General features: G+C 62.3%; 14 protein-coding genes and 1 pseudogene. 7 read left to right on the forward strand and 8 right to left on the reverse strand.

Translation table 11 applies throughout. The features are described 5' to 3' along the window. Positions 1-243 precede the first annotated feature (243 nt). The 4 genes from LPB73_RS21545 to LPB73_RS21560 all read right to left on the reverse strand — a co-directional run bounded on the left by LPB73_RS21545 (position 244) and on the right by LPB73_RS21560 (position 2,671). Positions 244-435: a hypothetical protein gene (locus tag LPB73_RS21545; RefSeq protein ID WP_231081215.1), complete on the reverse strand. Its 192-nt coding sequence runs from the start codon at positions 433-435 to the stop codon at positions 244-246. A gap of 108 nt (positions 436-543) precedes the next feature. Next, positions 544-1,428, reverse strand: a complete 885-nt coding sequence (locus tag LPB73_RS21550; RefSeq protein WP_231078119.1) for a S49 family peptidase — start codon at positions 1,426-1,428, stop codon at positions 544-546. A gap of 234 nt (positions 1,429-1,662) precedes the next feature. Further along, positions 1,663-2,439: a tRNA1(Val) (adenine(37)-N6)-methyltransferase gene (locus LPB73_RS21555; protein ID WP_231078120.1), complete on the reverse strand. Its 777-nt coding sequence runs from the start codon at positions 2,437-2,439 to the stop codon at positions 1,663-1,665. Between the two features lie 4 nt (positions 2,440-2,443). Beyond that, positions 2,444-2,671 (reverse strand): DUF2007 domain-containing protein, encoded by a 228-nt coding sequence (locus LPB73_RS21560; protein ID WP_068733164.1) that lies wholly within the window; start codon positions 2,669-2,671, stop codon positions 2,444-2,446. A gap of 236 nt (positions 2,672-2,907) precedes the next feature. On the opposite strand from LPB73_RS21560, the gene LPB73_RS21565 reads away from it, so the two are divergent. Then, a complete protein-coding gene (locus tag LPB73_RS21565; protein ID WP_068733162.1) occupies positions 2,908-3,918 on the forward strand; it encodes a polyprenyl synthetase family protein in 1,011 nt (336 codons plus the stop codon). Positions 3,919-3,926: 8 nt separating this feature from the next. Here the strand turns inward: LPB73_RS21565 and LPB73_RS21570 are convergent, their stop codons facing one another. Beyond that, a complete protein-coding gene (locus LPB73_RS21570; protein ID WP_231078121.1) occupies positions 3,927-4,928 on the reverse strand; it encodes an NADP-dependent oxidoreductase in 1,002 nt (333 codons plus the stop codon). A 20-nt stretch (positions 4,929-4,948) separates the two neighbouring features. Further along, positions 4,949-5,824 (reverse strand): alpha/beta fold hydrolase, encoded by an 876-nt coding sequence (locus tag LPB73_RS21575; protein ID WP_231078122.1) that lies wholly within the window; start codon positions 5,822-5,824, stop codon positions 4,949-4,951. Between the two features lie 156 nt (positions 5,825-5,980). Here LPB73_RS21575 and LPB73_RS21580 point away from each other — a divergent pair, with 156 nt between their 5' ends. Beyond that, positions 5,981-6,412 carry a winged helix-turn-helix transcriptional regulator gene (locus LPB73_RS21580; protein WP_231078123.1) on the forward strand — a complete coding sequence of 144 codons (432 nt, stop codon included), beginning with the start codon at positions 5,981-5,983 and terminating at the stop codon, positions 6,410-6,412. A gap of 3 nt (positions 6,413-6,415) precedes the next feature. Beyond that, positions 6,416-6,523: pseudogene (locus LPB73_RS21585) on the forward strand (polyprenyl synthetase family protein); the annotation flags it as partial. 19 nt (positions 6,524-6,542) lie between these two features. Here the strand turns inward: LPB73_RS21585 and LPB73_RS21590 are convergent. Then, on the reverse strand, positions 6,543-7,433 hold the full coding sequence (locus LPB73_RS21590; RefSeq protein WP_231078124.1) for an AraC family transcriptional regulator: 891 nt from the start codon (positions 7,431-7,433) through the stop codon (positions 6,543-6,545). Between the two features lie 133 nt (positions 7,434-7,566). Between LPB73_RS21590 and LPB73_RS21595 the strand changes: the two genes are divergently transcribed. Then, on the forward strand, positions 7,567-8,322 hold the full coding sequence (locus LPB73_RS21595) for an SDR family oxidoreductase (RefSeq protein ID WP_231078125.1): 756 nt from the start codon (positions 7,567-7,569) through the stop codon (positions 8,320-8,322). 69 nt (positions 8,323-8,391) lie between these two features. Here LPB73_RS21595 and LPB73_RS21600 read toward each other — a convergent pair whose 3' ends face one another. Then, complete coding sequence (locus LPB73_RS21600) at positions 8,392-9,237, reverse strand: alpha/beta hydrolase (protein ID WP_120288386.1); 846 nt, start codon at positions 9,235-9,237, stop codon at positions 8,392-8,394. A 132-nt stretch (positions 9,238-9,369) separates the two neighbouring features. On the opposite strand from LPB73_RS21600, the gene LPB73_RS21605 reads away from it, so the two are divergent. From LPB73_RS21605 to LPB73_RS21615, 3 genes are all read left to right on the forward strand, one after another. Then, positions 9,370-10,794, forward strand: coding sequence for an amidase (locus tag LPB73_RS21605; RefSeq protein ID WP_120288385.1), 1,425 nt, complete (start codon positions 9,370-9,372; stop codon positions 10,792-10,794). A gap of 335 nt (positions 10,795-11,129) precedes the next feature. Beyond that, a complete protein-coding gene (locus tag LPB73_RS21610; RefSeq protein WP_120289104.1) occupies positions 11,130-12,365 on the forward strand; it encodes an MFS transporter in 1,236 nt (411 codons plus the stop codon). Positions 12,366-12,395: 30 nt separating this feature from the next. Next, on the forward strand, positions 12,396-13,058 hold the full coding sequence (locus LPB73_RS21615) for a sulfite oxidase-like oxidoreductase (RefSeq protein WP_089262482.1): 663 nt from the start codon (positions 12,396-12,398) through the stop codon (positions 13,056-13,058). Positions 13,059-13,064 lie beyond the last annotated feature (6 nt).

Genomic DNA, 13,064 nt, shown 5'->3' on the forward strand with positions numbered 1-13,064 from the left:
GTCGTTAAGTCCGGCGCACTATCCTGAATGGCATCGGTGGGAACGAACCCGGTCGTCGGGACTTGCCCCATTGAACGGTCCGGCAACGACGGTTGCACGGACCGGAGACCTCCAAGTCTTAAGTTGTCCAAATCTCCAGGGCCAAGGGACCTCCAAGCCTGAAAGCCCAACTTTGTCGCCGGTCTCGAGGACGTGCCCCGTCCTCAGGCCGGCGCAAATGTTTTGGGGCCCGGTTTGCGGCTCCTAGCCCGGCCGATAGGCGCCCGTGACGGGATCACGGCGCAGGGTCGGGACGTCCGTGGTCCCACTGCGTTCGGCGACCCGCGCCTGGCGGGCCGCTTCCAGTTCATGATTGATCCGCTTGGCGGTTCTATAGGCCCAGCGGACAACGGCTGCGCTCCCAAGCGCGCCTGCAAGTGCGACCAGCGGCGGCATCTGTCGATTCCTGTCGTTCATCTCAAGCCCCCTGCCGATAGTCTCGCGCAACCGCCGGATTCCTGCAATTAGCTTTTAAGCCACCAAATGCCGCGCAATACCGTCCTGCTAAAAGCCGTATTTGGACCACAGCGCGCGAGTCTCCAGCGCCGAGATCAGCTGCTCGGGTAATCCCGAAAATCCGTCGAGCGAGAGCTGCGAGCCCGCGCCCGATTTGCGGCCGAGCAGACCCGACAACATGCCAGATGGCTGCGCGATCACCGGCATCTGCACCTTGTCGCCATAGCGGGCACGCAGCACCGAGCGCAGATCGCCAATGGCATCACTGAGGCCCAGCGTGATGGATTTTTCGCCGGCCCAGTATTCTCCGGAGAACAGCACATCCTCGGCGCCCTTCAGCCGGGCACCGCGGCTCTCCTTCACGAGATTGATGAAGATGGCGTGGATTTCGCGCTGAAGCGATTTCAGCCGCGCCACATCATCGGCATCTTCCGGCAGGAACGGATCGAGCATCGCCTTGTGCTCACCCGCCGTATAGAGACGCCGCTCCACACCGATCTTCTTGATCAATTCCTGAAAACCGAAGGTGCCGCCGACGACACCGATCGAGCCGACGATCGATGACGGATCGACAAAGATTTCATCGCCGGCGCAGGCGATCATGTAGCCGCCGGACGCCGCGACGTCCTCCACGAACACGAACACCGGTAGTTTCTTCTCCGCCGCGAGCTGGCGGATGCGCAGATAGATCTGCCGCGACTGCACCGGCGAGCCGCCCGGTGAATTGATCACCAGCGCAACAGCCTTGGCATTCTTCGTCGCAAATGCCTTGTCCAGCAGCCTCGCGACGCCTGCGAGCGACAATCCCGGCCGCAGCGGCGTGACGGCGCCGATCGTGCCGGACAGACGCACCACCGGCACGACTGCAGATGCGCGACGGAAACGCGCAGGCAGCAGCCTTGTGATCGCCGCTTTTAAATTGGATTCGCTCATTCAAATTTCCTCGACATTAACCAACTCTTATCACGCTGCTGTCATTGAACCGAGAGACGCTTTCAGCGTTTGAAAACCATAACAGGCCTTTACGCCGCAGCGGGAGAAGACATGAAAATCTATCTGCTCATGCTGATCATCGGTACGCTGCTTACGGCGATCCACTTCACGTCGACGCCGCAGAAACGTTCCGAAACAGCTCCTCAATAAACAACACGCTGACTGCGGCATCGCCTAGAGCGATGCCCGAAGCGACGACCACGGCAGAACCGCCTGCCCGGCCAGCACGCGCTGGATATGGAGATCAGGCGCGCCATCCGCATCCCGCAGCGAGATGCCGGGCTCAATTGCCGCAGGCGCGCGGCCACCCTTCACAGCACGCACCAACACCCTGATCGCCGGCGCCTCCGCATCGCCATGCACCGGCATGATTGCGACACTCCCGAAGCCGCGGTCCAGCGCAGTCAACACATCGGGCAATCCGTCCGCCCGCCAGATCAATGTCAGCACGCCGCCGGATTTGAGCAGCCGCCGCGCCGCGTGAATCCATGTCTGCAACGTGTCTTCCGTCGCGACATGGGCGATCTCGCGCGATTTGTTCGGCGAGGCGCGATGGCGCGCGGGATCGTTGAAGGGTGGATTCATCAGCACCGCGTCGGCGCTGTCTTGCGGCAGGCCTGCGGCAGCGAACAGCTCCGCGCTTGCGGCAATATCGAGCGTCACGACATCCGCAGCAATACCATTCGCTGCAGCATTTTCCCTCGCCAGTTCAGCCAGTTGCGGATCGATCTCGACCAGCGTCAGGGACAGGCCGGGGACACGCCGCGCCAGCGCCAGACCGGCCGTCCCCACGCCTGATCCAAAATCGACGACCTTGTGTCCGGCTTGCGCCGAGGTTGCAGCAGCCAGCAGGATCGCGTCATGGCCGGCGCGATGACCGGATTTCGGCTGCCGCAGCCGCAATTGGCCACCCAGGAAGCCGTCCTCCGTGGTCACGATCGCGTCAGCCATCACATCAATCCTGCGGCCGCAACTCGTGGGCCAGTCCGGCATCCGTCAGCACGCGGCGCGCCTGCAGGTCATCGTCTTCATGCACCAGGATCCGGCGCGGAATGATGCCCAGCGATCCCTCGATCACGCTCATATTCTGGTCCAGCACCAGATGGTGGATATTCGCGCCGTCGAGCAGCGCGCCCACCGCCGAGACCAGCACCACATCGTTCGTCCGCATGATTTCGCGCAATTGGAGGTCGCTCCCTGCCAGTAACCGGGTGTGTATCTATGGGGAAGTCAAGGTTCCGATGCCCTTGCCGCGCCGCTGCGCAGTTTCTATTGTGCGGCCCGATATCGGTCGACGGCAATTCAGCAGATGGGGACACCTGTTTTCAACGTGAATTCGCCCTATTTGAATATGAGCGCTGCCAGTGCCTGCCTTTTTCATGGCCCGACGAAGCGCCCTTGTAATTCGGAGAGCCCAGCGTGGCGGTGATTGTTCCCTTCGAGAGTCACGCGACAGCGTCGATCGACCAGTTGGTCAGCCTTGTCGCCTCTGACATGGAGCGCGTCAATGCGACCATCCTGTCGCGGACCGGCTCGGAAGTCACCATGATCCCCGAGGTCGCCAACCACCTGATCTCGTCGGGCGGCAAGCGGCTGCGCCCGATGCTGACGCTCGCGATGGCCAACCTCACCGGCTACACCGGCGACGGCCATATCAAGCTCGCGGCGTCCGTCGAATTCATGCACACCGCGACGCTGCTGCATGACGACGTGGTCGACCAGAGCGAACTGCGCCGCGGCAAGCTGTCCGCGCGCATGCTGTGGGGCAACGAGGCCAGCGTTCTTGTTGGCGACTTCCTGCTCGGCCAGGCCTTCCGCATGATGGTTGAAGTCGGCTCGCTGCGCGCGCTCGATATTCTATCCTCGGCTGCCGCCACCATCGCCGAAGGCGAAGTGATGCAGCTCGCCGCCGCCAAGAACACCGCCACTACCGAAGACGAATATCTCGCGGTCATCCGCGGCAAGACCGCCGAACTGTTTGCTGCCGCCTGCGAAGTTGGCCCGGTGATCGCCAACCGTCCGAAGGCCGAGCAGACCGCCTGCCGTTCGGTCGGCATGAATCTCGGCATCGCCTTCCAGCTCATCGATGACGTGCTCGATTACGGCGGCAAGGCTGCCAAGCTCGGCAAGAATGTCGGCGATGATTTCCGTGAGGGCAAGATCACCCTGCCCGTGGTGCTCGCCTTCCGCCGCGGCAACGACGCCGAGCGCGAATTCTGGATCAAGGCGCTGGAGCGCGGCGAGATCGGCGAAGGCGACCTCGATCACGCCATCGGCCTGATGACCAAGCACCGCGCGCTGGAAGACACGATCAACCGCGCCCAGCATTACGGCGCCATGGCCGTCGATGCGCTGGCGCTGTTTCCGTCGTCACCGATGAAGACTGCACTGGAGCAGGTCGTGGCGTTCTGTCTGGCACGGACGCACTAAGCCAGACCTCACTGCACCGCGATGACCACCTTGCCCTTCGCGCGGCCGGTCTCGACATAGGCCAGCGCATCCCCGGTGTTCTCGAACGGGAACACCTTATCGACGACCGGCCGGATCACGCCGGCTTCGATCAGGGACGTAATCTCGCTCAACTGCTGCCCCTGCGCGCGCATGAACAGGAATGAATAGCGTACACTGAGGCCCTTAGCCTTTTTTCGGACCCCTCGGCTCAGCAGGCGCATGACCAGTTTCAGGAACAGGTTCAGACCGGCTTCCTTGGCGAAAGCCGGATCGGGCGGACCAGAAATGGAAATGAGCTGGCCGCCCGGCTTGAGCACACCCAGAGATTTATCGAGCGTCTTTGGATCCTGACTATTCAGCACAAGATCGTAGCCCGACAGGACCTTCTCGAAGTCCTGCGTCTTGTAGTCGATGACCACATCCGCCCCGAGACTTTTGACCAGTTCGGCATTCTTTGCACTGGTCGTCGTCGCGACTGTAGCGCCGAGATGCTTGGCGAGCTGGATTGCAAAAGTCCCGACACCACCGGAGCCGGCCTGAATGAAGACCTTCTGGCCGGGCTTTACCTTGCCCACTTCGACCAGCGCCTGCCACGCCGTCAGCCCCACCAGCGGGATGGATGCCGCTTCCGTCATGCTGAGGTTTTTCGGCTTCAGCGCCACGTCAGCTTCATTGATGGCGATGAATTCGGCGAATGTACCGACCCGATGATCGCGCGGCCGCGCATAGACTTCGTCGCCCACCTTGAACCGGCTGGCCCTGGATCCTGTCCTGACAACCGTTCCGGCGACGTCGTGACCCAGGATGAAAGGCGGACGATAGGGAAGAATAAGTTTGAACTCTCCATCCCGGAGCTTGGAATCCAGCAGGTTCACAGCTGTGGCGTGAACCCGGACCAGAACATCAGTGTCCTGCACTTCCGGTTCGGGCACGTTGGCCAGGCGCAGAGCGCCCTTCTTTTTGTACTTATCAACGACGAATGCCTTCATGGGCTTTCTCCAATCTCAAGTTAGCAGCGGCGCCAATCGCTCAGGAAGGAAAGAGCCTTCGGCACGAAATCAGCGTGGTACTGGAATATCCCGCCATGCCCGGCGTCTTCGTAGATCACCAGTTGCGCTCCGGGGATGCGTTCGGCCAAGTCGGTGCTGTTCACAGTCGGGACCATGATATCGTTGTCGCCATTCGCGATCAGGACGGGGATCTTGATACGGCCGAGATCCTGAGGCGCCTGTCGGCCCCAGGCTTTGATTGCCTTGAGTTGCCGCAGGAAGGCGCCAGGAGTCGGGCCCTTGTCCCTGTCCGCCTTGCGTTCCTTCAACCGCTTCAGAAAGGCCTTCGCGGCCTGGCGACCATTGGCCGTAGATGTGAAAAACAGATACAATTTCGGGTCGCGTAGCGTCAGCAGACCCTTGATCATGAGCGGCCAGGACACCGCTCCGACCTTATCGATACCTTTGCCGCCCGCAGGACCGGTGCCAGTCAGGATGAGCTTTCGCACAAGACCGGGAGCCTTGAGCGCAACATCCTGCGCCACAAATCCGCCGAGGGAAAAGCCGAGCAGATCGACCTTCTCGAAACCCAGCGCCCGGATCAGGGCAATCGCGTCGCGCGCCATTTCGTCGATAGTCACAGGTGCTGTTCCGCCCGACGCACCGATGCCGCGATAGTTGGTCGCGATCACGCGGTGTTTGCTGGCGAGGCCGTCAACGATCCGCGGGTCGAAATTGTCCAGCACCGCTCCCCAATGATTGAGGAGAACGAGCGGCACGCCGCCCCGGGGGCCTAGATCTCGATAGGCGAAGGCAGTTCCTCCGACGTTGATGGAGAGATTGGGCGCCTCAACGTAGCGCACACCAGATCCGACGTTGCCAGGAGCACTCGTCATTGTTTGCTCCATTGCCGCAGCACCTGTGCTGTCGCCAACCCGACACGGCTGCGCTCTCCTGTACTCATCGCTTCTGCCTTCATTTTATCGTGGAACATCCTTGGAGACGGTGTTACTATCGAATTAATAGTAAGTCACTACTAAAAAGATATCGACATGAAGAATCTTTCGGACCAGCCGTGCCTGATTGCCCGAAGCCTTGCGGTAGTGGGGGACGCATGGAGCATGCTGATCATGCGCGACGCCCATGCGGGGCTGACCCGCTTCGATGATTTCCGCAAAGGCCTCGGTATCGCGCCAACGATGCTGACGGGGCGTCTTTCAGCCCTGACCGACGAAGGGCTGCTGGAGAAACGTCGCTATTCCGAGCGTCCGCCACGGGACGAATATGTGCTGACGGAAGCCGGCCGCGACTTTCTGCCGGTGCTATTTGCGATCGGCGCGTGGGGACGCAAGCATCGCGGCGGGGGCGACGTCACCCGGTTCTTCGACGCCGAGACCGGAACGGAGATCGATCCCGTTACCATCGACCGCGAGACCGGCGCTCCGGTCGGAACACGTCCCATTCGCGTCGCCGCAATCGAATGAGCGGCGCGGCATTCCGGCGCCATGGCCGTCAATGCGCCCGCACTGTTTCCGTCACCGATGAAAACCCCGCTGGAGCAGGTCGTCGCTTTCTGTTTGGCGCGTACGTACTAGAAAATCGTGACGCTCCCGATCATGCGACAGCGCGTGCCTTGTCACGCGCAGCCTCGATGTCGCGTACCGGCGGCGCGCCGAACATGCGGCCATATTCGCGGGTGAATTGCGGCACGCTCTCATAACCGACGGCGAAGGCCGCGCTGCTCGCGGCCGCGCCTTCCCACAACATCAGCCGCCGCGCCTCGATCAGGCGCAACTGCTTCTGGAACTGCAGCGGCGTGAGTGAGGTCACCGTGCGAAAATGCTGGTGGAATGATGACGGGCTCATGCCCGCAACATCTGCAAGACGCTCGACCAGCACCGGCCGCGCGAACTCGGTGCGCAACACCGCGACCGCGCGCGCGACACGTTGTGCGTGACTATCCGGCCAGCCAAGCCGTCGGATCGCCGGCCCGTGGCGACCGGCCAGCAGCCAGTAATGCATCTCGCGCACCAGCTGCGCGCGCAGCACCGGCAATGACGCCGGACGATCGAGCAAGCGCATCAGCCGCAACGCCGCGTCCGCAACTTCGGCATCGGTGGGCTCGACTCGGACACGCGCGAGATCGGCGCTTGGCTCCGCTTTCATCTCGACAACCAGTTCGGCGATCACGGCCAGATCAAGTTCGAACACCAGCGAGAGATAGGGCGCGGCAATGCTCGCCCGCGTGATCTGGCTAACGATCGGAACGTCGGCCGTGATGATCAGCGAATCCCCGGCGGCGAAGACAAAACTCTCCGTGCCCATGGTGACATGCTTGGTGCCCTGCACGACGAGGCAGATCAGCGGCTGGAAGATCGCGTGGACAATGTCGCTGGGCGTGGTTGCGCGCACGGCAGCAAGGCCGAGGATCGGCGTGGTCGCGATGCCGGCACTATCAGCATGGGTCTCTGTGTAACGGCGAACGGCATTGAGAAGCGTGGTCATGAGGCCCAGCCTACATCATCGCAAATGCGCCAGCACATGATTTTGGAGGATTAGGCAAGGAACGTCGAGCTTCGGGCAACTAGCACTGGTTCGTCGGGGCGATATCGGAATGGTCACACCACAGGAGCTGACCATGACCAAGATTACCCTCGTTACCGGCGCCAGCCGCGGTCTCGGCCGCAATACCGCTCTCAACATCGCCCGTCACGGCGGCGATGTCGTCCTCACCTATCAAAGCCGCAGCGAAGACGCACAGGCTGTCGTCTCCGAAATCCAGCGCATGGGCCGCAAGGCGGTGGCGCTTCAGCTCGACACCGGGAAGGTGGCGGGCTTCGCGGATTTCGCCGAGCGTCTGCGGACAGCGCTGCGCGAAACCTGGTCGCGCGAGACGTTCGAGCATCTCGTGAACAATGCCGGACACGGGGATTATGCACTGATCGCCGATACCACCGAGGCGCAGTTCGATGGGCTGGTGAATGTCCATTTCAAAGGCGTGTTCTTCCTGACGCAGACACTGCTGCCACTGATCGCGGACGGCGGCCGCATCGTGAACCTGTCGTCCGGGCTGACCCGCATGTGCCTCCCCGGCTATGCTGCTTATGCCGCGATGAAGGGCGCCATTGAGGTGATGACCATGTATATGGCGAAGGAACTGGGCAGCCGCCGGATCACGGTGAACACGGTCGCGCCCGGCGCAATCGAAACCGATTTCGGCGGCGGTGCCGTGCGTGACAATCCGGACATCAACAAGACGATCGCCGGCATGACCGCCCTCGGCCGCGTCGGCCTGCCCGACGATATCGGACCGATGATCGCGAGCCTGCTGTCGGAGGATAATCGCTGGGTAAACGCACAGCGGATCGAGGTATCGGGCGGACAGGGGCTGTAGACAACACAATCCCGGCGCTGACGAGCGGCGCCGGGAGACGTCTCGCATATTCAAGTTTCTGGTCTGATTTTAAATCCGCGCGACCAATTCCTTGATCAGCGTCGTGATCCGCCCCGTCGGCGATTCCAGCTCTTTCATGATGGAGAAGTGATCCGCGCCCGGGATCTCCTCATAGCTCACCGGCAGACCGTACTTTGCCCGGTGCACGGCAAGGTCCGCCGTCTGCTGGCGCAGGATCGGCAATTCGCCGCCGCCAACCACCAGCGCGAGCGGCTTGTTCGGGCCGCCATCCTGCAGCAGCGGCGACTGCCGCTTCGACATCGCCTCGTCCAGCTTCAGCTTTTCATTCAAATAGGACGCGCGGATCGGCTCGAGATCGTAGATGCCCGAAATGGCGACGCCGCCCTTCACCTTCGGATGCGACAGCGTTGTCGAGGTGAGATGACCACCGGCGGACCAGCCGGACACCACGATGCGGTTCGGATCGCCGCCGAGCGAGGGAAGCTTCTCAACCAGCGCATCGACGCCGGCATGCATCTCGGCCACGATCTCCTCCAGCGTCGCATCCGGCGCGAGTGTGTAACCAATTGCAGCGACGTTGATACCGTGGGCGATGGGACCTGCAGCGAAGCAGGTGAAAAAATCCTTCGAGCGCATCTGCCAGTAGCCACCATGGATCAGCAGCAGTGTCGGCCCGCCGTCGGCGGCCTTGATGAAATCGAACCTGTTGCGCTCGCGCGGGCCATAGGCGACGTCGAGATGCGCGGGATACTTCGCCTTCATCGCGTCAGAGCGCTGGCCCCATCCGGCGGCGATGTCGGCGCTGCCCGCAACGGCAGTCGAGTTGTTCAGACCGGCATCGAGCTGCTCGCGCGTCATCGCGCGCCAGTTGGAATCGCCGAAAGGCTTACTCATGGTTGCATCCCTGCATTGTGTGAGGCGATACTGCCTGCGAGTCCCATTTATCCAGAAAATGGTCTACACGGCTACGTCGGGATCGACATCCCAAACATACGAATTGCTCTGCATCCGAAATTGGAGACGTGCGTGGCCTCTCAGCAAGACCTCATCAAAGCAACGGCCTGCGCCGTGGTCGATCAACTCAATGCCGGGACGGTGACGCCGCTCGACCTGCTGGACGCGCTGGAAGCCCGCATCAAGGACGTCGACGGCCAGGTCAACGCGCTGCCGATCCTGTGTTTCGATCGCGCCCGCGATCACGCGAAGGAATTGATGAAGAAGCCGCTCGGCGAACGCGGCATCCTTGCCGGCCTGCCGGTGCCGATCAAGGATCTCACTGCGGTGGCCGGCGTACGCACCACGCAGGGATCGCCGATCTACAAGGACGTTGTGCCAACCAAGTCCAACGTGCTGGTCGAACGCCTCGAAGAAAACGGCGGCGTGATCTATGCTAAATCCAACACGCCTGAATTCGGCGCGGGCGCCAATACGTTCAACGAAGTGTTCGGTGCGACGCTGAATCCGTGGGACCTGTCGAAGTCGGCCGCCGGCTCGTCCGGCGGCGCCGCGGCAGCACTTGCCAGCGGCACGGCGTGGATTGCCCATGGCTCGGACATGGGTGGCTCGTTGCGTAATCCCGCCAGCTTCTGCGGCATCGTCGGCCTGCGTCCGAGCGTCGGCCGCGTTGCGTCCACGCCCGCCGTGGCGCTCGCCCGGATGGTGAGCGTGCAGGGCCCGATGGCCCGCACCGTGGAAGACCTCGCATTGATGCTCGACGCCATGAGCGGCGAACATCCTGCCGATCTGATCTCGCTGCCGAAACTGCCGACCTCATTCCGCTCGGCCGTGCGCGCCGGCACCAAGCCGAAGCGGATCGCCTATTCGCCGGATCTCGGCATCACCCCGGTCGATCCCGAAGTGGTCGCCATCACCCGCAAGGCAGCGATGGCATTCGCCGACGCCGGCGTCATCGTCGAGGAAGCACATCCCGATCTGCGCGAAGCCCACGAATGCTTCCACGTGCTGCGCGCCTATGACTTCGCGATCTCGAAGCTCCAGCTGCTCCGCGACAAGCGCGATCAGCTGAAGCCAGAAGTAATCTGGAACATCGAGCAAGGCCTAAAGCTCACGGTCGATGACCTGGCCAAGGCGGAGGCGCAGCGTGTCACGCTGGCGGCGCGGGCCTACGAGTTCTTCCAGACATACGACCTGCTGCTGTGCCCGGCGACCATCACGCCACCGTTCCCGATCGAGGAGCGCTATCTCGCCGAATGCAACGGCACCAAATTCGACAACTACGTGCAATGGCTGGGCATCGTCTATGCGATCACCCTGACCTGCTGCCCGGCGCTGTCGATGCCTTGCGGTTTCACCTCCAAGGGTCTGCCGGTCGGATTGCAGGTCGTCGGCCCGCCGCGCGGCGAAGCCTCACTGCTCGCCGGCGCACGCGTGCTGGAAGACATTCTCGGTCTGCGCGATTCCACGCCGATCGATCCGCGTCCGGCGAAGTAACGGAACTCCGCCCTCATACTCGCTCGTCGACGCCTTTGGGCAGGACCGCCCGGAGTACCACTGCCCTATATAGACTTTTGTCTAAGCCACATTGTCGCACGTCAAGGCTACTCATGCGTGGCCGCAGGCGGGATGCACGCATCGCCTGACAGAACGATCCTGCCAGCAGCAATGCATTCCGCGGCATTGGCTTTTCGTGCCGCGCGTGGCAACGGGACATTTCATTTCACGGAATACGAGGGTTCTACGTGGCAGATTCATTCGCACCGCCGGCGGACGGCAAACTCCATTTCGACGACGCCAAAAAACGCATCAAGGCGATCTTCATCGGCTCGATGGGCAATCTCGTCGAATGGTACGACTTCTACGCCTACACCGCCTTCGCCCTGTATTTCGCGCCGGCCTTCTTCCCGAACTCCGACCCCGTCGTTCAGCAGCTCAATGCGGCTGTGCTGTTTGCCGCCACCTTCCTGATGCGGCCGCTCGGTGGATGGCTGTTCGGCTATCTCGCCGACACCTATGGCCGTCGTATATCGCTGACGATCTCGGTCCTGTGCATGTGCTTCGGCTCGCTGATCATCGCCTGCACGCCGACCTATGCCACCATCGGCATCGCGGCACCGATCCTGCTCGCGCTCGCCCGCATCATCGAAGGCCTCAGCCTCGGCGGCGAATACGGCGCCAGCGCCACCTATCTCTCGGAAGTTGCCGATCCCAAGCATCGCGGTTTCTATTCGAGCTTCCAGTACGTCACGCTGATCGGCGGCCAGCTGACCGCGATCATCGTTCTCCTGCTGCTGCAGAAGGTATTCCTCACCGAGCAGGAGCTAAAGGACTGGGGCTGGCGCATTCCGTTCGTGATCGGCGCTGGTCTTGCGGTCTTCACCGCCGTGATGCGTCGCGACATGCACGAGACTGACCAGTTCGTTGAAGCGAAGAAGCAGGCCAAGCCAATGGGTTCGCTGCGCGCGCTGATGGCCTATCCGCGCGAATTGCTGCTGGTTGTCGGCCTCACCGCGGGCGGCACCGCAGCGTTCTATACCTTCACCACCTACATGCAGACCTTCGTCAAGCTCTCGGTCGGCCTCACCGCGGACCAGACCACCACGGTGATCTTCGGCACGCTGATATTCGCCTGCCTGCTGCAGCCGATCTATGGCGCGATCTCCGACCGCATCGGCCGCAAGCCGCTGCTGATCTTCTTCGGCGTTGCCGGCACGCTGGCGACTGTTCCGATCCTCACCACGCTGCAGACCACCAAGTCGCCATTCACGGCGTTCCTGCTGATCTGCGGCGCCTGGATCTTCGTGGCCGGCTATACCTCGATCAATGCGGTGGTGAAGGCCGAACTGTTCCCGACCAATATCCGTGCGCTGGGCGTCGGCGTGCCCTATGCGCTGACGGTGTCAATCTTCGGCGGAACGGCGCCGGCGATCGCGCTGTACTTCAAGCAGATCGGTCATGAACAGTGGTTCTACTATTACCTGTCGGGCATGATCTTCCTGTCGCTGCTGATTTACGCCACCATGCGCGACACCAAGCACAAGTCGGCGATGCACCGTCACGAGTGACGGTCAACGTCTAGCCAAGGAGCGTCAGCCATGACCGAGGATCACACCCCGCCGGAATCCAAGCTGACGCAGACCAAACAGCGCTGGGCGCGCGAAGGCCGGTTTCTCACCGGCAAGATTGCGCGCCCGGACGACCAGCGGCTCCCGCCCGGCCAGCATCTGACCCAGGACTGGCCGGTGCTGGATCTGGGCATCACGCCAAACATCCCCCGCGAGCGCTGGCGGCTCGATGTCTACGGCGCCGTCGAGACGCCGCTGTTCTGGGATTTCGGCCAGTTCAGCGCGCAGCCGCAATCGACCTTCATCTCAGACATCCATTGCGTCACCACCTGGTCGCGTTACGACAACCAGTGGGAAGGTCTTTCGACCCGTGCGCTGCTGGATGCGTGCCAGCCGAAGCCCGAGGCGCGCTTTGTGGTGCTGGAATCCCATGACGGCTACACCACCAACCTGTCGCTGGAAGATTTCGCTGCCGAAGACGCACTGCTGGCGCATTCGTGGCAGGGCTCCCCGATCGAGCGCGATCATGGCGGCCCGGTGCGGGTGATCGTGCCGCATCTGTATTTCTGGAAGAGCGCCAAGTGGCTGCAGCGCATCCAGTTCGTCGGCGACGACAAGCCCGGCTATTGGGAAGTCCGCGGTTATCACAACCGCGGCGATCCGTGGCAGGAGCAACGGTATTCGGACGATTGACGACTG

Origin of the sequence: Tardiphaga sp. 37S4 (genome assembly GCF_021044645.1) — a bacterium.
GTDB lineage: Bacteria > Pseudomonadota > Alphaproteobacteria > Rhizobiales > Xanthobacteraceae > Tardiphaga > Tardiphaga robiniae.